The organism is Janthinobacterium sp. 17J80-10 (assembly GCF_004114795.1).
Lineage (GTDB): Bacteria > Pseudomonadota > Gammaproteobacteria > Burkholderiales > Burkholderiaceae_D > Paucimonas.
This window is the reverse complement of sequence record NZ_CP035311.1, coordinates 3,417,640-3,439,622: the sequence shown is the minus strand read 5'-3', so window position 1 is coordinate 3,439,622 and position 21,983 is coordinate 3,417,640. Positions and strand designations below refer to the sequence as shown.

Here is a 21,983-nt window from a genome sequence, read left to right as displayed (position 1 = left end):
TGCCTGCGTCAGTACGTCAGCTTGATTTCGAAGAGGCGGGTGGTGCCGCTGACTTCATTGGCGACGACCAGCAGCGGCACACCGTTGGGCGACTTTGCAGCCGGGATCACGATCAAGCCTTCGGGACCGCGGTCGCCAGTGATGCCGGTGCGGGTATTAACGTAAGTCACTTGTTTTGGTGCGGTCGGCACCGTTACGTCATACACCATCACGCCGCCAACGCGCTCCAGGCCGATGAAGGCGAACACCTTGGCGCCGAAGCGTTGCAGAACAACGGATTCCGGTTCCGGGCCCTTGGTGGGGCTGCGGCTGTCGAGGCTGTTATTGTCATGGCTGGTGTTGAACTTGAAGTCGAAGCCACTTGTGCCTGCCAGGGAGGAGGTGAGGGTCTCGAAGGCATCGCCGGAGTCAAACACACGCGCCCCGGTTGCGGCATTCCAGATCGTGAACGAACGGCCGCCAAAAGCGTACAGCTCGCTACATTCGCCGGAAGCGTTCTTGCCCGTGCTGCCGCCATTCGGCGTGTTGGTGATGCGCAGACGGCCCAGATTGGAGTCGAACAGGAAATTGGCCGCGCTCGCGCCGAATACCGACAGGTCCATGCCGCCCGCCGCGCAATGCTCGCGCACGCGGGTTTCTTCGTTGAAGCCGGGCCAGTCGGCGCGGGCATCCCCCTCGTTTGCGGTGACCAGATAGGTGACGCCGCCCACGGTATAGTTGGCGATGCCATCCGGCAGGTACATGCCCTTTACCGGGACAGTGGCAATCTTGACTGCTGCCGTGCCGGTGTTGGTGTTGGTACCGCCATCCTCGTCGCTGGCATCAATGCCGTAGCCGGCAACGTTGAAGTCCTTGAAACCCAGCGGAATGATCTTGGTGACTTTTGCCGTGGCGATATCGACCACCGCAATTGCATTGTTTTCCTGCAGGGTGACATAGGCTGTCTTGCTGTCGGCGCTGACGGTCACATATTCCGGTTCGAGGTCTTGTGCGACGGTGGCGTTCGGGCCATAGATGCGTACGCCGGCTGCGCGCAGCGTGGCTTCCTGACCGTTGAAGGCAGTGAAAGTCGCCCGGCGTTCGACCGGTTTTGTGACATCGCTGACGTCGATGATGCTGACCGAACCTTCCGGGTCGACCGAGTCGAGCGCGTTGTAACTGTTTGGTTCGCCTTCATTTGCAGACAGCACGTAGCGGCCGTCCGGCGAGAAAGTGACCATGTCAGGCTGGGCGCCGACGGCGATCTTGCTGATGATGCTCAGGTTGCTGGCACGGACGAACGCCACCAGGCCGGCGCTGGTCTTGGGACTGGCTTCTATTGCGAGTGCAACGACGCCGTTGTGTACAGCAACGCTGTTGAATCCGGCCAGGCCAGTGCCAAAGTCCGCAGCGGTCAGCGTCCCCACTTGCACCGGTGTTTTCGGATCGGCAATGTTCCAGACTTCGACTGAGCCCACGCCGGAGCCGTTGACGACGAACAGACGCTTGCTGGCCGGGTCGTATGCCGGGATTTCATGGGTGTCGATGAGCTTGCCAGTACCATCCACATCGCCGCCGAAGCCGGAGAGCGCAGCCAGCGTCAGCGAGGCAGGGGTTTTTTCCTTTGACTGAGCGATGATTTCTGCGAGCGGAATCCCGTTGGCCGCGAGTTTTTCCAGCAAGGCGTCGAACTTGTCGCCGAGTTTTGCTTCAAATTTCGTCGTTACCGGATCAAAACCGGCCGGCAGATCCACCGGGGTCGGCAGGGTCTTCAGCAATTCGACCAATTGTTCCAGCGCACCAGTGCGCACCGCGGCGGTGATGTTGCCAAGCACGGCCGGGCTGGTCTTGAGTTGGGCAAACCAGGTGGCGGGGTCTTGGCCGGCCATCAGGGAAGTCAGCAGGGTTGTCAGCGTGGTGACGTTATTCAGGCCTGCCGCAGTGGCAACGGCATGTAGCCTGGCGGTGTTGGCTACGCCGCCAGCGGTACCGCCGGACACTTCGATGGCGCAGGGCAAGGTGATGCCGGTTGCCGAGGCAGACCATGCGCCATCGGCAGCCGTGGTCGTGTTTGCCGGCTTGCCGGCTGCGCACTGGAATTCCACGGTAGATGCGACCAGTGGCGCGCCAACTGCAGCAATTCCGCTCAGTGTCGTGGATGTGCCAGCAGAGGGCACGCTCTCACCCGAACCGCCGCAGGCGGACAGAATTCCCAGACTTGCCAGTACCGCGACCGCGCTTGCGGCCCAATGCTTGTGTGAATTGCGGATCATCATCATTCCAGTTATTGAAAAATCAAGTGTTGAAAATTGCAATGACGGTGATATGACAAAATGTCATTTGTCTCATCACCAAAAACGGGCTACGACATTTGAAAATGCCGCAGCCCGTTGTTTGAACGCCGTTGCCAGAGCAGGCGGTTAAGTACCTACGCGGCCGCCGTCATTCTTGGTAATGACGATGGTGGCGGAGCGGGGACGCTTGCCGGCACCGTAACCGGCATTGCTTGGCCACTGGCTGACGTACTTGGTCGGGTCTGCCACGTCGGCGTGCCTGGTGCTTTCGCCCGGATGCTGGATATTGATGAACAACGCCTTGCCATCGGGCGTTTCGCAGATGCCGGTAATTTCGGATGCCTTCGGACCGACCAGGAAACGCTTCAGTGTGTCGGCTGTCGGCGCCTTGCCGACAGGGGTGGAAACGTTGAGCTGGCTGCTATCGGCCTTGGTGTAGCTGAGCGTCTTGGCAGCGCCGTCGCCGACCTGGCCCGGCAATGCCGCCAGCATCATGCAGTTGGTGACATCGGTGTAAGCGCCATCGTCGGTCTGGATCCAGCAGATGCCGGTCGAGGGGGTGAATGCCAGGCCGTCCGGGCTGGAAAAGTCCTGGTCGTCGGTGAGGCTCGACAGATTGACGAGGGACTTGTCCGCGCTTGCTTCGGCGCCGAACAGGTATACATCCCAGGTAAAGCCGGTGGCTGCCGAGCCGGCAGCGCCCTCGCGCAGGCGGATCAGGTGGCCGTTGGGGTTGCCCGGCTGGGCGGTGGCACCCTTCATGTCGGTGTAGGCGCGCGGATTGGCAGCATCGGGCGGCGTGGTCGCCGAATTGACCACACGGCCAGAGTTGTTGGTCAGTGTGAAGTAGATCTCGCCATTGGCAGGATTGGTGGCGCACCATTCCGGGCGGTCCATCTTGGTCGCACCGACGGCATCGGCTGCCAGGCGGGCATTGACCAGCACATCGGCCTGGTCGGCAAAGGCATAGCCGGCAAAGCCGGAAATGGCCGCGTTGCTGATGTTGAGTTCGATCCACAGGCCGCTGCCGTCGGCATTGAACTTGGCCGCATACAGCTTGCCCGCATCGAGGTACTTGTCGCCGGTGGCAATGCGATCGGCAGCATTCGCATCTGCCGCATCCCAGTTGGCGCTGGAAACGAACTTGTAGATGTATTCACCGCGCGAATCATCACCCTGATACACGGCGAGCGGCTTGCCGGCTTCAGGCTTGCCGAAGGCGGCGCTTTCATGCGCGAAGCGGCCAAGCGCCGTGCGCTTCTTGATGGCCCGGGTCTTGTCGTACGGATCGATCTCGACAATGTAGCCGAAGGTGTTCATTTCATTGCGATAGTCATCGGCGGCGGTTGCGCCGGTCACGCTGAGGTTCCAGCGCGCGTACTTGTCGTCTGCGCCAGCCGATTCCCAGCCGTGGCGAGAGGCGCTTCCCTGCGTCTTGCCGTAACGGTTGAGCGAAGTCACGCTCTTGTCATTGCCGCGCGCGGCATTGTCGGCGGCGCCGCGAGTAAAGTAGCCATTCCAGTTCTCTTCGCCGGTGACCAGGGTGCCCCAGGGCGTCTTGCCGGTGCCGCAGTTGTTGATGGTGCCGCGCGTCGTGGTGCCGGTGGACGAGTATTTGGTGACCATCAAGGCATTGCTGCGCACAGGACCGGAAATTTCCACGACCGTCAATGGCGTGACGCGGCGGTTGAACGTCGAATCGCTCACATAGGCCCAGGCAGCGCCGGTTTTCTTGACTTCGACGATGGCCACGCCATGAATCGGAATTTCCTTGTCGACTTCGGCTGCCGGACGCGGCAGCGTTGCGGTGCCGCCATTGGCATGCAGGAAGAAAGATGCCTTGGTTTCGTCCGTCGTGGCTTCATGGTTCATGCCCAGGAGGCCACGGTCAGTCGCGGTCAACGACGGTGTGCCGGCGGCAGACAAGCCGAACCACTCCATGCCGTCGTGATGGTCGCCTGCGCGGTTTTCAAAATCCGTATCCGTGCCATCGTTCTTGTAGGCCGGCGTCGCGGCCGCAAGGGGATCGCCCAACGCGAAGATGACGGAAGCAGTATAACCGGCCGGAACGACGACGCTGTCGGCCAGGCTTTTGCCAACCGCGCTAAAGCCCAACAACTTTTCGGGAGGCAAAGTGGTGGTGGTCGTGGTCGTCGTGGTGGTGTTGCCAGTCACGCTGCTGTCGCCGCCGCAGGCGGACAAGCCCAGCGAGCCAAACAGGGCGCCGGCGGCGGAGACCACGCCGCCGCGCAGCATGTTGCGGCGGCTGATGCGGGCGTTCAGAATTTCGCCGAATTCAGGATTGTTGGAAGTATTGCTGCCGATATCTTCAGAATCGAGATGTGTCAGCGGAAGATCCTTGGGCTTGTTCATGCATCTTGCTCCGGTTGTGGTTGAGGTGATAACCAGCAAGAGTGTAGATATGAAACATTACATCGCCGTGACCATTGAGTGACAAGCGTGTTACCTGCGAGACGACTCGTTATGAATCGTCGCGGCTGTCAATTTTTCGACGGTGTCCAATCATCCGCGTTGGCATGCAAGCTGACATACAGGCTATCGTCATCCTGGCAAATCGCCGGCTGCCGATTCGGCCACAAGCACGATGGCAGTTCGTTCAATGCCAGGGCAATGGCACAACGCGCCTTGCGCGTGCCCTTGCCGGATGCGGCCGCCGACAGCATGGTCGGTGCGTCGCGTCCGCTCAGCCCGATGCGCGTGGCCATCTCGCGATTGGACATCTTGCCGAATTTTTTCACCAGTAATTGCTTCACCGGCGACATGCGGGGTCCATGCTTGGGGGCGACAGCAGGTATGTTCAGCAAGTCCCGGATTGTTTGTGCCAGATCTGATGCCGACATCAGTGGCGGCGGCGCCACGCTGCGATCCAGCCAGGCCGCGATCGCCCCCTGTGCCGCTGCCAGCGCTGACGCCGGGCTGGTTCCGCTGCCACGACAGGCGGGGAATTCTGGCACTTCAGCGACATAAGCCTGCCCGTCATGGTGCAGAAAAATGCGGTAAGCCGGATATGCACTTGTCGTGCCGGCGGCGCCCGAGGCCGCGCTGCCTTCTGGCAGCAAAGTACCCCCGGAATCCCCGCTGTTCGCCAAGCTCATATCCTGCCTTTTTCTTCCTTATGAGGCAGTCATGCGTGCGGATGCGACTGCCGCGCCTGGCCGGTGCTGACGGACTGGGATGCGATCTCGGCGATGTGGGTGGCGTGGTCTGCGATGCGCTCGATGTTTTTCGCGCAGAACAGCAAATGCACGAGCCCAATCACTTGCATCTGGCGCGCGTTCATCAGGGCGATGATGTCTGCGAAAATGTCGCCGTGCAGGGCATCGATTTCGTCGTCATCCTGCGGCATTGCGCGGGCTTTCTCGATATCGCCGGCGATATAGGCATCGATGGCATTGCGCAATTGTTCCGAGGTCAGCGCGGCCAGGCGGCGGATCTTGTCGGTAATTTCTGCCGGCAAAGGTTCGCCGGCAATGGTGATGGCGCGCCGGGCAATGTTTTTTGCAAGGTCGCCGATGCGTTCCAGGTCTTCGACGATGCGCAATTCTGCCAGCACTTCATCGAGGTCATCGGCCACCGGCTGTCGACGGGCGATGACATTGGCCGCCGCCGCCGACAGGTCGCGCCGCAATGCATCGACCATGCGGTCCTGTTCGATGACGCGTTGCGCCATCGCAGAGTCTTGCGCCAGCAGCGACTGGATCGCATCGGCGAACTGCACGCCGGCGAAGTCGCCCATGGCGCCGACGCTCGATGCCAGGGTCTGCAATTCCTTGTCGTAGGATTTGACGATATGTGGGTTGTTCATCGCATTCTCTCTTGTATGTTTTCTGGCGTTGCTTAGCCGAAGCGGCCCGTGATGTAGTCCAGCGTTTGCTGGTTGCCCGGCTGTGTAAACATTTGCTGTGTCTCGCTGAATTCGATCAGCTTGCCCATGAACATGAAGCCGGTATAGTCCGACACGCGCGCCGCCTGCTGCATGTTGTGGGTGACGATGACGATGGTGTACTTGCTCTTGAGTTCTTCCAGCAGGTTTTCCACCTTGGCCGTGGCGATCGGATCGAGCGCGGAGCAGGGTTCGTCAAGCAGAAGCACTTCGGGCTCCAGCGCCACCGCGCGGGCGATGACCAGGCGCTGCTGCTGGCCGCCGGACAGGGATAGGCCACTGGTGTGGAGGCGATCCTTGACTTCATCCCACAGCGCCGCCTGGCGCAGGGCACGTTCGATGTTTTCATCCAGGGTGGCGCGATCCTTGATGCCCAGGAGGCGCAAGCCATAGGCGACGTTTTCATAGATCGACTTCGGGAAGGGATTCGGCTTCTGGAACACCATGCCGACGCGGCGGCGCAAGTCGGCGACATTGACGCCGCGCTCATAAACATTTTTGCCATCGACCAGGATCTGGCCTTCGACGCGGCAATCGTCCACCAGGTCGTTCATACGGTTGAAGCAGCGCAGCAGGGTCGACTTGCCGCAGCCGGACGGGCCGATGAAGGCAACCACCTGGCCCCGCGGAATATCCATGTTGACGTCATACAGCGCCTGCGCCTGGCCATAGAACAGATTGACATTCTTGACCTTCAGCGCGACGCTCGGGTCCGCCGGGCCGCCATGGCCGAGCGCAGGCTGGACGATGGCTGCATTGGCCTTCATGCCGGGCAGCGCGGTTTTGATTGTGGTTTGCATGAGATTCACCTTGAAAGATTATTCAGTTGTGGTTGCCGGTGCAGGTCACACCGATTCCAGGCCGCGCAGCTTTTCGCGCATGCGGTTGCGCAGGCGGATGGCGGCCATGTTCAGGACCATGATGACGATCACCAGCAGCAAGGCCGTGGCGTACACCAGCGGGCGCGCAGCTTCGACGTTGGGGCTCTGGAAGCCGACGTCGTAAATGTGGAAGCCCAGATGCATGAACTTGCGTTCGAGATGGATGAAAGGGAAGTAGCCATCCAGCGGCAGCGTCGGCGCGAGCTTCACGACGCCCACCAGCATCAGCGGCGCGACTTCGCCGGCGGCGCGCGCCACGGCCAGGATCAGGCCGGTCATCATGGCCGGGCCGGTCATCGGCAGCACGGTGCGCCACAGTGTTTCCGCCTTGGTTGCCCCCAATGCCAGGCTGCCTTCGCGCACCGAGCGCGGTACCCGCGACAGCCCTTCTTCAGTGGAAACGATCACCACCGGCAGGGTCAACAGCGCCAAGGTGAGCGAGGCCCACAGGATGCCGGGGCTGCCGAAGGTCGGCGCCGGCAGCGATTCGGCGAAGAACAGCTGGTCGATGTTGCCACCCAGGAAATACACGAAAAAGCCCAGGCCAAACACGCCATACACGATCGAAGGCACGCCGGCCAGGTTGTTGACGGAGATGCGGATCATGCGGATCAGCGGACCCTGCCTGGCGTATTCGCGCATGTACACGGCTGCCATGACGCCCAGAGGGGTGACGATTACCGACATCATCATTACCATCAGCACGGTGCCGAAAATGGCCGGGAAGATGCCGCCTTCGGTATTGGCTTCACGCGGGTCGTCGAAGGCGAATTCGCCCATCTTGCGGAAATAGTGGCCGACCTTGTCGAACAGGCCCATGACATTGGCGCGATAGACGTCCGCTACCAGCGCCAGCTTGATTTCCACTTCCTTGCCATCCATGACTTCGGCCACCAGGGTGTCGCGGTCGATATCGGCGCGCAGCGCCTGCAATTGGACTTGCAGGGCGGCGAAACTATCGTCTAGTTTTTGCTTGCGCGCCGCGATATCGGCCTTGTCTGCCTCGGTCAGCGTGCCCTTGAGTTCGCCTCGGCGCAGTTCCAGGCGCAATTGCTCGATGCCATGGTTGATTTTGCCAATCTCATCTTTTTCAATCTGGTGGATCTCTTTAAATAACGTACGGGCGCGTTCGAAGCGCTTTTGCAATTCCGGCCAGGCGGCTTCGTTGGAGGCAATCACGGCGCCGTTTTCCTTGACCGATTTCAGGTGGCCATAAAAATTACCCCATTCATGGCGCTCGATGGTGAGCACGTCGCCCGGATAGCGCACTTCGCCCAGCAGCGGCTGCGGGAACCAGCGGAAATCAACGCCGGTCACGTCCCGGTTACCCATCTTGACCAGCAGGCGATTGACGAACACGGCCTCGCCACCGATGTCAAAGCCGGCTTCCTTCAAGCGCTTGACCGAGACTTCCTCGCGTTCGCGGATTTCGCCGATCAGGCGAATCTGCTTGCCGTCTTTTTCCTTGTAGGTGGTCTCGGCCACCGGTTTGGGCCAGAAATGGCCGAGGCCGCGCATGGCAGTCAAGCCCAGCACGCCGGCGACCATCAAGAGCGCCAGCGCCACTGCGCCGGCAGTCAGCCAGATCCAGGGGGTACCTGATTTGAACCAGTCTCGCATGTTGTGAACTCCGATTAGATAGTGCTGTACTTTTCACGCATGCGCTGGCGTACCAGTTCAGCGAAAGTGTTGACGATAAAGGTGAAGGCAAACAGCACCAGGGCCGACAGGAACAGCAGGCGGTAGTGGGTTTCGCCGACGCCGGCTTCCGGCATTTCCACGCCGATATTGGCTGACAACGTGCGGAAGCCGGAGAACATGCTGAAATCCATCACCGCGGTGTTACCCGTGGCCATCAGGACGATCATGGTTTCGCCGACGGCGCGTCCCAGGCCGATCATCACAGCCGAAAAAATGCCGGGGCTGGCAGTCAGCAGCACCACGCCGACCAGCGTCTGCCAGGGCGTGGCGCCCAGTGCCAGCGAACCCGACGTCAGGTGCTTGGGTACGCTGAAGATGGCATCTTCGGCAATCGAGAAAATGTTGGGTGTGACCGCAAAACCCATGGCGATGCCGACCACCAGGGAATTGCGCTGGTCGTAGCTGATGCCAAGTTCGTTGCTGAACCAGCTGGGCAGGTCGCCGCCGAAGAAGGCGGCCTCGATCGGGTGGCCGATCTGGAAGAACAACCACAGCATGAAAGCCACCACAGGCAATTGCAGCGCAGCTTCCCAGCCTGGCGGCACGCGGTTGCGCCAGTCTTCCGGCAGCAACTGCCAGAGCCATGCAGAGCCGACCATTGATACCGGCAGAAATACGATGGACAGCAATATGCCGGCCAGGTTGTTTTCCACCAGCGGCGCCAGCCACAGGCCAGCGAGGAAACCCAGGATCACCGTAGGCAAGGCGCCCATCATCTCGATGCTGGGCTTGACAATGGTGCGCATCTTCGGCGTCATGAAGTAGCCGGTGAAGATGGCGCCCAGCAAGGCCAGCGGGATCGAGATCAGCATCGCATAGGCAGCTGCCTTGACGGTGCCGTAGGTGAGCGGCGCCAGGCTGAACTTCGGTTCGAAATCCGAATTGGCGGCCGACGATTGCCAGACGTAATCCGGCGCTTCATAACTCTCGTACCAGACTTTTTGCCACAGGCTGCTGAACGACACTTCAGGATGGTCGTTATGCACTGCCGCCGAATACACCTTGCCGCCGGAATCCTGCGCCAGATAGCCATTGCCGCGCGGTGGAATGCCCAATACCGTCAGCGGCTCGGTGGCCAGGTTCTTGACGAAGAGCTGGCGGTTCGATGTGGCGAAGTAGCTGCCCAGGTTGCCCTGGCTATCGCCGGCAATGAAGGCCTTGCGGTTGAATTCTGGCGCGAGTGCCGTCACGGCGCCTTGCATTGGCTCGAAGCTGCGGATCCTGGTCAGCACAAAATTGTTGGATTCCTTACGGACCGGGAACCACTGCGCCAGATTGCCCCGGTTGGTGCCGACGATGATTGAAAAGCCGCCGCTCAGCATGGTCAGCGAGGTGACTTTTTCGCTGGCGTCGGTCAGTTGCACCGTTTCGATCAGCCTGGGCTGGGACTTGTCGCCGATATCGTAGCGGGCCAGCGCGCGGTCGCCATGCAGCACGTACAGTTCGCGCTGCTTGGATTCCACCAGCAGGCGGCGGATGTCCGCCGGCGGCATGATGATTTCCGACTGTTCGACCTGGCTTTTGGCTTCGCCCGTCATCAGGTTATTGGTAATGCTGACCGCGGATACCAGCAGGCGGCCGTCATCGGTCAGCGCGACGATGGTGGAGCCATCCTCGGACTGCTGGATCGCCAGTTGTGAGATGGCCTTGCCTTGCGGGTCGATCACCAGCGGTTCTTCGCCCAGCGGGTATTCGATCGATGGCGTGATCAGGCGCTTGTTGTCCGGATACGTGACCTGGTAGCCTTGCTTGGCCAGCACCACCCGGCCATCCGACAAGCCGAAGCCCAGCGCATAGGTGCGTCGTTCGCCGTTGGCGTAGCTGGTGACCCGTGCGCCCTCCGGCAGTTTGATGGCGTGGGTGGCGAGCACCTTGCCGGTGCCGAAGCTGAAGAAGCTGATTGCGCCCGCGGCGCCCACACGAATGCCGATCTCGCGCTGTTCTTCACTGGACAGGGCAGCGGTATCCTGGCCTGCCGCGCCTGGTGCGGCGAACTGGCTTTCCTGTTCGATCGCCGGCGGCGTAAACAGCGGTACGACGACGCTGGCAAGATAGAAGAAGATGGCCGAGATCGCGACGATCACGCTGATGCCGCCAATCGACATCAGATGCTTGAACAGGCGATCGATCAGCATGCGATGGCTCATCTGGCGGTTACCGAGCTTGGCGGTCGCACCGCTGGCCGGACTCTGACGCTGGCTTGTGGTATTCATGAGGATATTGTCTGTTTTAAAATAAAACGAGGGCGACGATATTCCGCCGCCCTTTTGCGATCCTGGCGCAAGCTGCAGGAACCAGTTAGGTCACACCTGGTTCCGCAATGCTTAACTGGCGGCGCGGATCTGCTTGAAACGCTCGATGGTGGCGAGCGGGCGGCCCTTCTTGTAGCTATCCTTGTTCATTACCCACACCAGCGTTTCGCCTTTCGGGCCAGCGCCGACATCGGTGTAGGAGTAGGGCACTTCGCCGAAGGAGGCAAATGCCTTCATGTCCTTGAGGTCGCCGAACACGTAGTAGCGGCCATTCTTGACCACTTCACCATGGAAGTCGGCGGCTGCCGGCAGCTTGTCCTGGTAGACCAGTTCGCCCAGGCTTGGCTGGTTTTTCTTGACGTCGTCGCTGGTGATGCCATAGACGACTGTTTCCCCTTTCGGACCGACGCCAATCTGTGTGCGGGTCAGCGCCACTTCACCATTGGCGAGGAATTGCAGGTAATTTTTGCTCTCGCCAAAAGCGTGGATGCGGCCGCTTTGCGGCAGGATGATGAAGAATTCCTTCGCCGTAGGGGCTGCCGCCACCGCTTTTTCAGCGACTGGCGCTGCTGCCGGCGCGACTGCCGGGGCTGTTGCCGCCGGCGCGGTCTGGTTCATGTCGGTGGCGCAGCCGCTCAGTGCGAGTACTGCTGCGGTGCCAGCGAGCAATGCTGCCATGCGCATTTTTTGCTTCATGCCTAACTCCCTAGTATTGATGGTCAGGCAGCGACGGCGCCGGCAATCCGGCTTGAATGATTCCACGCTGCCTGTTGAATTCGAACTGCCGCCGCGGTTGGCGGCGGCATGTCATGATTTTTCCCGCGCAGGACCAGGCGGGAAGGCGCGGCATGCCGGGCACGCCGCAAGCGCTTACTTGGCCAGATCTTGCGTGGCCTTGAGGGCCATACGTGCCGGCATCGGCACGAAGCCATCCTTCACGACAACGGTCTGCCCCTGCTTGGATAGCACCATCTTGAAGAATTCGCGCTCCAGCGGCGCCAGCGGCTGGTTCGGCTTCTTGTTGACGTACACGTACAGCACGCGTGCCAGCGGGTAGGTGCCGTCGATTGCGTGAACGGCATCCGGCTCGACGAAAGGCTGGCCTGCCTTTTTCGCCAGTGGCAGCGCGCGCACGCCGGAAGTCTTGTAGCCGATGCCGGAGTAGCCGATGGCATTCAGCTGGGTGGCCACGCTTTGCACGACCGACGCCGAACCAGGCTGCTCGGCGACGTTGCGCTTGAAGTCGCCCTTGCACAGAGCGATTTCCTTGAAGTAGCCATACGTGCCGGACACCGAGTTACGGCCATACATGGCGATATCGCGATTGGCCCATTCGCCCTTCATGCCGACTTCGCCCCATTTTGTGACGTCTGCAGCGCCGCCGCACTTGCGGCCGACCGACATGATGGCGTCGATGTCTTGCAGGCTCAGGCCCTTGATCGGGTTGTCCTTGTTGACGTACACGGCCAGGGCATCGATGGCGACCGGCACGGCAAAAGGCTTGTAGCCATGCTTTTTCTCGAAGCCTTCGACTTCCTTGGCAGTCATCATGCGGCTCATCGGGCCGAAATTGGAGGCGCCTTCGGTCAGTGCCGGCGGCGCGGTGGAGGAGCCGGCGCCCTGGATTTGAATGTTCACGTTCGGATAGAGACGCTTGAATTCTTCTGCCCACAGTGTCATCAGGTTATTCAGCGTGTCGGAACCGACGCTGGTGAAGTTGCCGGCAACACCCGCAGCCTTTTGGTAAGTCGGCAGGCCGGCATCCACTTTTACTGCCTGGGCCAGTGCGCCCTGGGTCAGCAACGCCGTGGAGGCAACGCCCATAACTGCAAACACTTTTTTCAAATTCATTGATCAACTCCTGTTGTTTGTCAAAGAAGAAACCGAAATTTCTGGAGCGAATTTTAGGTGGGGCGTATGACCGCTTTGTTACAAACAGGAAAGTTTTTTGTGACGATTACATGACATCGCCGGCGCGATGACGACGCAGGGAAAAAATTTACAGTTGTCATCAATTCTTCATACCCATGTCATATGGCAACTATATATTTGCCTTCGAGAAAAAGTTCCAATAAGAAATTCGACAGGCTGTCGCTCACAAAAGGCGATATCCCCAGTGCATCCCAGTGAAATTCAAGGAGTAAAGCAAGTGGCAAGTATTGAAGATCTGTACAGTTCCATTGCCAATGCGGCGTCAAGCGCCGGCGGCGATGCGCACGGTGTGCTGGCAGTGCATGCCGGTCAGTTGGCAGCCATGGTGCCCGGCATCGGGCCCGAAATGACCAATGCGGGATTGCAGGAATTTTTTCTTGCCCACCCGGACATGGAAACTGTGGCCGTGGTTGAAAACGAGATTCCCGTTGGCCTGGTCAATCGCAATGTCTTCATGGAGCAGTACAGCAAGCCGTTCAGCCGCGAACTGTTCGGCAAGAAGTCTTGTCTTGGCTTTGCCGATGGGGCACCGTTGATTGCCGCTGAAGAAACGCCCGTCGAGGTACTGGTGCGCCATGCCGTCGAGCCGGATGCGCGCGTGATGAAGGATGGTTTCATTTGCACCAGGGCTGGCAAGTACTTCGGGCTGGGCACCGGCATGGCGCTCTTGAAGGCAATGTCGGACATCGAGGCGGAAAAGACGCGCCAGCTGCTTTCCAGCATCGACTATGCCTCTGCCATTCAACAATCCAACCTGCGCAGCTCCGGCCTGGAATTGCAAACCGCGCTGCCCGCCGCGAAGCTGACCTGGCTGCCGCGCGATGTGGTGGGCGGCGATTGCTATTTTTTCCGCACTACCCGAAACGGCATCTTTGGCGCCATCATCGATTGCACCGGCCATGGCGTGCCGGGGGCATTCATGACGCTGATTGCGCTGTCGTACCTGGAAAACCAGGTTGCCCATGGCGACGATGAGCCGGATCCGGGCGTCATCCTGAGCGGCCTGAACGGCTACATTAAGAAAGTTTTGGGCCAGCGCAGCGACGACAAGAAGCCGGGCAGCGCTGCGGCAAACAAATCCGATGACGGCATGGACGCCTTCATGTTTGCCCTGACCGAATCCGGCCATGCGCTGCATTATGCCGGCGCCCGCCTGGAAATGGCGCTGGTGCAGCCGCAGGCCGAGGAAGTGAGCCTGTTCGAGGGCGACCGCATGGGCGTGGGTTACAGCGATACGCCTGATGACTACCGCTTTGCATCGCATCGCGTGCGCCTGCCGGCCGGATACCGCGCCCTGGTGACCACCGACGGCGTCATCGACCAGATCGGCGGACCCAAGAATATTGCGCACGGCCGGCGCCGCCTTTACCAGATGTTGTCCGAAGAGCGCGCCCTGGCGCCGGCGGAGTTCACGTCGCTCTTGCTGACGCGCTTTGCCGAATGGCAGGGCCAGCAGCGCCGGCGCGACGATGTCTGCTTCCTTGCCTTCGCCGCAGGGGAGGCGGCATGAATTTGCGCTCGTTTGAACTGTTCCAGAATGGCGCGGCGGATGCCGGGGTGATTTATTACTATTCCGGCTTTTTTGACAGCGGCATGATGGACATGCTGGCGCGCGCGCTAAAGGACAAGCTGGAGCGTGAAAACGCCAGCGGCCCGGTCAAGCGCAAGCTGTTTTCCAGCTTTATCGAGATGGCGCAAAACGTCCTGCATTACGGCGGCGCCCCCGGCGGCACCGCGCCGGAGTCCGGCAAGCCGGGCGCGATCGGCATGGGGCATGAGGAGCAGTCCTACTGGGTCGCCTGCGGCAACCTGGTTCCCAGTGAACAGGTCGAGCGTATCCACGGCAAGCTGACAGCGTTGAAGCGCATGCCGCTGGCCGAGATCAAGGCCGCCTATCGCCAGCAACTGGCCAATGACGAACATGAATCCACCGATGCCATCAGCAAGGGCGCAGGCCTTGGCCTGTTGACGATTGCCCGCGACAGCACGCAGCCGATTGAATTTGACTTTGTTCCGCACGCGCAGTCGGCGGGACGATTTTCCTATTTTTATTTAAAGACCGTGATCTAAAGTTTTCGGGAGCCGAAAAATGCAAGCAATCAAAGCAGCCCGTACCGAAAGTACGCCAGAAGTCATCTTCAACCCGGTGCACAACACCCTGTTTATTGCAGGTGAATGCTATCCGGAAAATCCTAACCTGTTCTTCCTCCCGATCCTCGGAACCTTGCAGGCGCATTTCAGCAACAAATTGCCCGCAAAATTTTATGCGCGCGTCCGCCTCTCCTATGTCAATAGCGCCTCGACCAAGTCGATGCGGCAGTTGTTCATGGCCTTGAACGAAGCTGCCCATGCCGGTGCCGCCGTCGATGTCGACTGGGAATTCGACGAGGAGGACGATGCCATACAGGACCTGGGTGAGGACCTGATGCATGGACTTGGCGTTACCTGGCTGAATTTCAACGAAGTGCCCTTCGTGGTGTAAGTCCATGAATTACGCGACTTCGCTTGACAGCGGCACGGACGGCATGAAAGGGAACTATATGCTGGCACAAACCCTGGATAGTACCGGGCTCGTTTTTTCAAAAACCGACAAAGGGCGCGAGGAAATGGCGAAGCGCACTTTCGGCCTTAACCCGCTGCAGCGGCGCGTGCTCATCCTGATCGATGGCAGCAAGGATCTGGAAACCCTCGCAGACATGATTCCAGCGATGGTGCCTGCCGGGCAGCTCAGGGAAATTCTTGTGCATTTGCTCGAGCATGGCTTCATCGCGCCATCCGACAGCGACACGGCAAGCCAGACATATCCAGGGATCCCGGCATTTTCACCGCAGTCTTATCCCGATAACGTTCGGCGAGAAGCGGCGACGTCCGCCGGCGCTGCTACGCCCGTTGCCGTGCCTGCGGGCGGAGGTGATTCCCTGACGGATGATCCGGCGATTGTCCGCCAGGTAAAGGATTTCATGACTACCACCGCACAGACCTATCTGGGCCTGTTGAGTGCGCCGGTAATCCAGCGCATCGAGCAGGCGCGCACTGCTGCCCAGCTGATGACGGTGGCCGGCCACTGGAACATGGCGCTGCGCGATTCACAGCAGGGCAAGCGCTTTGCCGGCCCCTATCTCGAGCAGGTGAAGGCGGCGCTGCTGGCGGGAACGCGTCCTGTACTGGATGACGCCTGAGCGCCCGGATGAGTGTCCAGGCGCTGCCGCATTACTTCAATGCCCGGCGTTCAATGAACAGGCTGTTGCCGGCGATGGTTTTGGCCTGTTTCTTTGCCTCTGCCGCGGCAGCCGCAATCTGGTAGCTCGACAGGTGGCGGCTCGCATCGATTTTCACCACGCCAAGGGAGAGCGATACCAGCGCGTGGAAAACCTTGTTGCCGCGCCGGTCTTCGCTGACATAGCCGCCATGCCTGCGGTCCTCTGCGCTGAAGAAGGCCGGTATGGCTGAGGCGAAGGCGGCCAGTATGCCATTGCAGCGTTCTTCCCAGTCGCCGCTCTGGTACAGGATGATGAAATCGTCGCCGCCGACATGTCCCAGGAAATCCATTCCCGGCACACAATAGCGTGCGAGGATGTCGCCGGTGAGGCGGATGATGTCGTCACCGCGCAAATAGCCGTAGACATCGTTGAATGGCTTGAAATTGTCGATATCGATGTAGCAGACGTTAAATGCGGCGCCGGCCGTCAGGCGGCGGTCGATTTCTTCATTGATGGGCACATTGCCTGGCAGCTGTGTCAGAGGGTTGGCATAACGTGCAGCGTTGATCTGCATCTGGGTAATTTCACGCATGACCTCCTGACTTGAGCCAACGCCGATGTAACGGCCCTGGTCGGTGATGGCGAAGCCGTTGGAAAAATGATGCGATTCGCCTTCGACGATCATCAGGCTGATATCCTGCAGGGGCGTGTTTTTTTCCGCTGTCAGCGGCGACGGCGTCATGAATTCAGTGCATGAACGCTTGCCGTAGAGTTCGCGCTGGTAGGGGCGTGCCAGCCGGTCGATGAACTGGAAGCGATTGATGATTCCGAGTGGCACGCCGTTGCGCACCACCGGCATGACTGCCAGTTCGGGGTTTGCAGCGAAAGTCGTATAGACGGCATTGGTGGAGGTGTCCGGCGTTGCGATCGGGACGATGCGCAAGAGCTTCAGGGCGGTCGGCAGATTGAATCCGCGCTGGTTCCCGGCGCTGGTCAAGGCGGTGTTGTGGCGGATGCGCCCTACCAGTTCGCCGGCCACCGCCGATGCCGGTTGCGCATGTGGCCGGGCAATGTGGTATCCCTGGCCCCAACTGATCCCGAGTTCCTGCAGCAGGCGCAATTCGTCCGCGGTTTCGATGCCTTCGGCGATCGAAACCGCCCCTGACTTGGTGGCGATCTGCTGGATCGATTGCACAAATTGCAGCTTGACAGGGTCGCGGTCGATCCCCTGGATAAAATGCATATCGATCTTGACGTAATCGGGCAAGATTTCCGACCATAGCCGCAAGCTTGAAAAGCCCTCGCCCAGATCATCAATGGCGATTTGAAATCCGAGATCGCGGCATTGTTTCAAGACGTCGCGCATCTGCTCGTAATCGTACGTTGCCTGGTTTTCGGTCAGTTCCAGGATGATGCGTCGCGGCGCCAGGCCGATCTGCTCCAGTTGCGCCAGCTTTTCCCTGTAAGCGAAGCCTGCTTTGCTCAGGAAGTCCGGGCTGATGTTCAGGAAAATTCGTCCCGGCAAAGCCAGTTCCACGAATTTCTTGAGAATGATTTCGCTGCACAAGCTTTCCAGCTGCAGTCCCAGGCCGCACCTACGCGCCACGCTGAATAAATGAAAAGGTGAATGCAGAGGCGACCCTTGCGGGCCACGAATCAAGCCTTCATAACCAATCAGCGCGCCATTGCGCATATCGACGATGGGTTGAAACACCGGGTCGAGCAATCCCAGTTGAAGTATTTCCTCCAGCGAAGCAGTCAGGACCGGGTCAATCTCCCTTTCAGATAGTCCTTGCCGCACTTGTCGGGACCGGATTTCGATTCTCCGTAATACGTGCGATCCAGAAATGCATGCAGGTCCTTCCATGATTTACAGCCTGACTTGTAGACAAGAGATTAAGTAATTTCCTTGTGGATATGATATGAGTTCAATGTGACAAAGTGATGTCAAGGTTTCTGCCTGTGTTGACGTAATGAAGATGTCATAAAGAGTGGTTAAAGTTCGCGTGCAACTTTAATTCATTACGAGGAGTTCCAATGCGTTTGCACAAATTCGTTCCTTCCCTGATTCTCGCGGCTGGTGTCGTGCTGACCAGTGGCGCAGTCCAGGCAGCCGATATCACCGGCGCCGGCGCAACCTTCCCCTATCCCATCTATTCCAAGTGGGCCGAGTCTTACAAGGCCGCCACCGGCACCGGCATGAATTACCAGTCCATCGGTTCCGGTGGCGGCATCAAGCAGATCAAGGCCAAGACCGTCGATTTTGGCGCTTCCGACATGCCCCTGAAGGCGGACGAGCTGGAAAAGGAAGGCCTGATGCAATTCCCCGCCATCATGGGCGGCGTGGTGCCGGTCGTAAACGTCGAAGGCATTGCGCCGGGCCAGCTGAAATTATCCAGCAATGTTTTGGCAGGCATTTACCTGGGCAAGATCACCAAGTGGAATGCTGCTGAAATCGCCGCCGACAACCCCGGCGTGAAATTGCCGGCCGAAGACATCACGGTCGTGCATCGTGCCGACGGCTCCGGCACCACCTTCCAGTTCACCGACTTCCTCTCCAAGGTCAACGAGGACTTCAAGTCGACCGTTGGCGCCGGCACGGCCGTCAAGTGGCCTACCGGCGTGGGCGGCAAGGGCAACGAAGGCGTCGCAGCCAATGTCCAGCGCATCAAGAACTCGATCGGCTATGTTGAATACGCCTATGCCAAGAAAAACAAGATGTCCCATACCCAGATGAAAAACCGCGATGGCCAATGGGTGCAGCCGGACGATATCACTTTCAAGGCAGCTGCTGCCGGCGCCGACTGGGCCAAGGCGCCCGGCTTTGGCGTCGTGTTGACCGACCAGGCGGGCAAGCAAAGCTGGCCAATCACCAGCGCCTCCTTCATCATCATGCACAAGGTGCAGGCGGATTCTGCCAAGGGTAAGGAAGTCTTGAAATTCTTTGACTGGTCGTACAAGAATGGCGGCGCCATGGCCGCGGACCTGGACTATGTTGCCATGCCGCCGGCCGTCGTCAAGCTGGTACAGGATGCCTGGAAGAACCAGTTGAAAGACGACTCCGGCAAGGCAGTCTGGTAAGCGGTTCCAGCCAGCCTGTACCCAAGCTGCAGCAGGATGGGGAGTGCGACAAGCTTTACAGCCTGCTGAAACAAGAAAGCTGGCCATCCGCAAGGGTGGCCAGCTTTTTTCTATACATTCATTGCGGTCAGGGCGGCGGCCGCTTGAAAACCTCTGCCATGCCGGACAGGAGGTCGATGGGCAGCGGGAAAACGATCGTGGATGCCTTGTCGCCGGCAATATTGGAAAGCGTCTGCATATAGCGCAGCTGCATTGCGCCTGGCTGCTGCGCCAGGACATGGGCGGCCTGGGCCAGTTTTTCCGAAGCCTGCAGTTCTCCTTCTGCGTGGATCACTTTGGCGCGCCGTTCGCGCTCGGCCTCGGCTTGCCGCGCAATTGCACGGATCATCGATTCATCGAGGTCGACATGCTTGATTTCGACATTGGCCACCTTGATGCCCCAGGCGTCGGTCTGGGCATCCAGAACTTGCTGGATATCGACATTCAGGCGTTCACGTTCCGCCAGCATTTCATCGAGTTCGTGCTTGCCGAGCACTGCGCGCAGCGTGGTTTGCGCCAGCTGGCTGGTCGCCTCGAAAAAATTGGCGACCTGGATGATGGCTCTTTCCGGATCCACCACGCGAAAATAAAGGACCGCGTTGACCTTCACGGAGACATTGTCGCGGGAAATGACATCCTGGGTTGGCACGTCCAGCACAATGGTGCGCAGATCGACTCGGACCATTTGCTGGATTACCGGTATCAACAGGACGAGCCCCGGTCCCTTGACAGCCCAGAACCGGCCGAGTTGGAACACTACCCCGCGTTCATACTCGCGCAGGATGCGTAGTGCTGAAAAGATCAAGGCCAGAAGAAAAATGAATAGCGTGCCTAACCCGAAACTATAAAACATGGCTATGCTCCTTTTCGCGGGAATCCACTGGTGCAACTTCGAGCACCAGCCCCTTGCGGCTGATTACCCTGACTTTTTGATGGTCATGCAAAGGCTGTGAGCTGACTGCATGCCAGGTCTCGCCGCCCAGGCGCACCCAGCTTGTGTCGGTGTCATTCTGGATCGTCATGACCTCGCCAATCCTGCCGCGCATGTCGTCCAGTCCGCCCACGGTGGCGCGCCGGCGCGTCTTCACGGCAATACCTGTCATGGTGACTGCCAGCAGCGCGCTCAGCAGCGCCAACCCGCCAACCAGCGCCGGGGGAACGCCGAATCCTGGCGCCTCGGTATCAATCAAAAGCAGGGCGCCGGCCGCAAAGGCAGCAATGCCGCCCAGTCCAAGAGCACCGAAGCTTGGCAGGAAGGCTTCGGCGGCCATGAATGACAGGCCGAGAAGGATGAGCGCGAGGCCGGCATAGTTGACCGGCAGAAGTTGCAGGCCATACAGTGCGATCACCAGGCACACCGCGCCGAGAACACCGGGCACAACGGCGCCCGGAATCATGAATTCAAAAAGAAGTCCGTAGATGCCTATAGTCATGAGCAACAGCGCGATACTGGGATCCGTAATGACCGCCAATATTTTCATGCGCCAGTCTGGTTCGTATGCATGCAATGGCGCTCCATACGTTTGCAACATCTGTTTTTTTTCCTGGATGCGGATTTCCTTGCCATTCAGTTGTGCCAACAGTGCATGCGTATCATTGGCGAGAAAATCGATGACGCCCAAACGCAATGCTTCGTTTGCGGGCAGGCTGGCTCCCTCGCGTACTGCGCGTTCGGCCCAGTCGGCATTGCGTTCACGCAACTGCGCAAGTCCTCGGATATAGGCAGCCGCATCGTTAAGCTGTTTTTGCCGCAGAGGCGTTGAGGCATTTTCATTGGGTTCTGTCGGAGACCGGGGCTTCCGGTCGCCATCGTCCTTCTTGGGTGCGGGGGGCGGGCCGGCAGGTTCATTCAGCGGCAGACGCAATTCAATCGGCGTAGCAGCACCCAGGTTGGTGCCAGACGCCATCGCTGCAATGTGACAGGCGTACAGGATATAGGTGCCTGCACTGGCGGCGCGCGCACCTCCTGGAGCGACATGACATGCGACTGGCATGGGTGCGGACAAAATTGCTTTAATAATGGAACGCATGGAGGTATCCAGGCCGCCAGGAGTGTCCAGCGTCAATACAATCAATTGACTGTCATCGCGGGATGCGCGGGCAATACCGCGTTCGACATAGTCGGCACCGGCCGGAGCGATCGCGCCGCTCAGTGTCATCAGCGTGACTGGCCTGACCGAGGCAGGAACAGCAGCAGGCATCGCTGCAAAAACGAAAACAATAAAAATCTTCCAGACGCTGTTGTTCATGGCCCATGTTCTTCAAGTTATATCGCAGCGCACCCTGTCAATAAATGATTGCTTCTTGCCTTCCTCTGGTTTTTGACTTAATTGTCCGGTAAAAAATTTAATATTTATTTGTGTAGCCGCGAATCGTCCTTGCCCATGCATTTTTTGAAGCGTAAAAAATTAATGGAAAGAAAGTAGGGAAAAGATGACAGCTAGGTTGGAAAAAAATTCCGATCTTGCAACTAATACAGAATCCCTTTGTCTGAAGTCAAACTCCTGCAGAAAGGTGTGCGCTAATCTGCCACACCGCTCCTATCGGCGAAGGTGACTGGCCAGATTTCGCTTCATTGCGGGGGGCCTCCAACGAAAAAGTAACGGACAGAAGTTATTGAACTTGTGGCCGGTAGAACGACGAGAAATTTCCGTTTATGCAGACATTTGCCGGTGCATTCCCACTTCGTTTCAAGGAAATTCTTGATAAAAGCCATTTTT

General features: G+C 59.2%; 17 protein-coding genes. 5 read left to right on the top strand and 12 right to left on the bottom strand.

Features of this window, described 5'->3' with window-relative positions; translation table 11 throughout:
• Positions 1-8 precede the first annotated feature (8 nt).
• The 9 genes from EKL02_RS15445 to EKL02_RS15400 form a co-directional block, all read right to left on the bottom strand.
• Positions 9-2,252, bottom strand: coding sequence for a choice-of-anchor I family protein (locus EKL02_RS15445; protein ID WP_241687733.1), 2,244 nt, complete (start codon positions 2,250-2,252; stop codon positions 9-11).
• Positions 2,253-2,399: 147 nt separating this feature from the next.
• Positions 2,400-4,646, bottom strand: a complete 2,247-nt coding sequence (locus EKL02_RS15440) for a PhoX family phosphatase (protein ID WP_128902865.1) — start codon at positions 4,644-4,646, stop codon at positions 2,400-2,402.
• Between the two features lie 128 nt (positions 4,647-4,774).
• On the bottom strand, positions 4,775-5,383 hold the full coding sequence (locus tag EKL02_RS18420) for a hypothetical protein (protein WP_206732408.1): 609 nt from the start codon (positions 5,381-5,383) through the stop codon (positions 4,775-4,777).
• A 35-nt stretch (positions 5,384-5,418) separates the two neighbouring features.
• Positions 5,419-6,099 carry a phosphate signaling complex protein PhoU gene (phoU, locus tag EKL02_RS15430; protein WP_128902864.1) on the bottom strand — a complete coding sequence of 227 codons (681 nt, stop codon included), beginning with the start codon at positions 6,097-6,099 and terminating at the stop codon, positions 5,419-5,421.
• Between the two features lie 32 nt (positions 6,100-6,131).
• Complete coding sequence (gene pstB, locus EKL02_RS15425; protein WP_128903539.1) at positions 6,132-6,944, bottom strand: phosphate ABC transporter ATP-binding protein PstB; 813 nt, start codon at positions 6,942-6,944, stop codon at positions 6,132-6,134.
• Between the two features lie 78 nt (positions 6,945-7,022).
• Positions 7,023-8,678, bottom strand: coding sequence for a phosphate ABC transporter permease PstA (pstA, locus tag EKL02_RS15420; RefSeq protein ID WP_128902863.1), 1,656 nt, complete (start codon positions 8,676-8,678; stop codon positions 7,023-7,025).
• A 14-nt stretch (positions 8,679-8,692) separates the two neighbouring features.
• Positions 8,693-10,972, bottom strand: coding sequence for an ABC transporter permease subunit (locus EKL02_RS15415; RefSeq protein ID WP_241687732.1), 2,280 nt, complete (start codon positions 10,970-10,972; stop codon positions 8,693-8,695).
• A 111-nt stretch (positions 10,973-11,083) separates the two neighbouring features.
• Positions 11,084-11,707, bottom strand: coding sequence for a hypothetical protein (locus EKL02_RS15410; RefSeq protein ID WP_164932042.1), 624 nt, complete (start codon positions 11,705-11,707; stop codon positions 11,084-11,086).
• 174 nt (positions 11,708-11,881) lie between these two features.
• Entirely contained in the window at positions 11,882-12,862 is a 981-nt protein-coding gene (locus EKL02_RS15400; RefSeq protein WP_128902861.1) for a phosphate ABC transporter substrate-binding protein, read from the bottom strand.
• 298 nt (positions 12,863-13,160) lie between these two features.
• On the opposite strand from EKL02_RS15400, the gene EKL02_RS15395 reads away from it, so the two are divergent.
• From EKL02_RS15395 to EKL02_RS15380, 4 genes are read left to right on the top strand one after another with little or no spacing between them, the layout of a single operon-like run.
• On the top strand, positions 13,161-14,453 hold the full coding sequence (locus tag EKL02_RS15395) for a SpoIIE family protein phosphatase (RefSeq protein ID WP_164932041.1): 1,293 nt from the start codon (positions 13,161-13,163) through the stop codon (positions 14,451-14,453).
• Positions 14,450-15,013 carry a SiaB family protein kinase gene (locus EKL02_RS15390; protein ID WP_128902859.1) on the top strand — a complete coding sequence of 188 codons (564 nt, stop codon included), beginning with the start codon at positions 14,450-14,452 and terminating at the stop codon, positions 15,011-15,013. Before EKL02_RS15395 ends, EKL02_RS15390 begins: the two co-directional genes overlap by 4 nt.
• A 19-nt stretch (positions 15,014-15,032) precedes the next feature.
• Positions 15,033-15,425, top strand: a complete 393-nt coding sequence (locus EKL02_RS15385; RefSeq protein WP_128902858.1) for a DUF1987 domain-containing protein — start codon at positions 15,033-15,035, stop codon at positions 15,423-15,425.
• A gap of 4 nt (positions 15,426-15,429) precedes the next feature.
• Positions 15,430-16,122, top strand: coding sequence for a hypothetical protein (locus tag EKL02_RS15380; protein ID WP_128902857.1), 693 nt, complete (start codon positions 15,430-15,432; stop codon positions 16,120-16,122).
• Positions 16,123-16,153: 31 nt separating this feature from the next.
• On the opposite strand, the gene EKL02_RS15375 is transcribed toward EKL02_RS15380, so the two are convergent.
• The gene (locus EKL02_RS15375) at positions 16,154-17,857 is read right to left on the bottom strand and encodes a GGDEF domain-containing protein (RefSeq protein ID WP_241687879.1); all 1,704 of its coding nucleotides are present in this window, start codon (positions 17,855-17,857) and stop codon (positions 16,154-16,156) included.
• A 323-nt stretch (positions 17,858-18,180) separates the two neighbouring features.
• Between EKL02_RS15375 and pstS the strand changes: the two genes are divergently transcribed.
• Positions 18,181-19,224 carry a phosphate ABC transporter substrate-binding protein PstS gene (gene pstS, locus EKL02_RS15370; protein ID WP_128902855.1) on the top strand — a complete coding sequence of 348 codons (1,044 nt, stop codon included), beginning with the start codon at positions 18,181-18,183 and terminating at the stop codon, positions 19,222-19,224.
• A gap of 127 nt (positions 19,225-19,351) precedes the next feature.
• Here pstS and EKL02_RS15365 read toward each other — a convergent pair whose 3' ends face one another.
• Both EKL02_RS15365 and EKL02_RS15360 read right to left on the bottom strand, forming a co-directional pair.
• Complete coding sequence (locus tag EKL02_RS15365; RefSeq protein WP_128902854.1) at positions 19,352-20,116, bottom strand: slipin family protein; 765 nt, start codon at positions 20,114-20,116, stop codon at positions 19,352-19,354.
• Positions 20,106-21,512 carry a nodulation protein NfeD gene (locus tag EKL02_RS15360; RefSeq protein ID WP_128902853.1) on the bottom strand — a complete coding sequence of 469 codons (1,407 nt, stop codon included), beginning with the start codon at positions 21,510-21,512 and terminating at the stop codon, positions 20,106-20,108. The genes EKL02_RS15365 and EKL02_RS15360 overlap by 11 nt, the downstream gene beginning before the upstream one ends.
• Positions 21,513-21,983 lie beyond the last annotated feature (471 nt).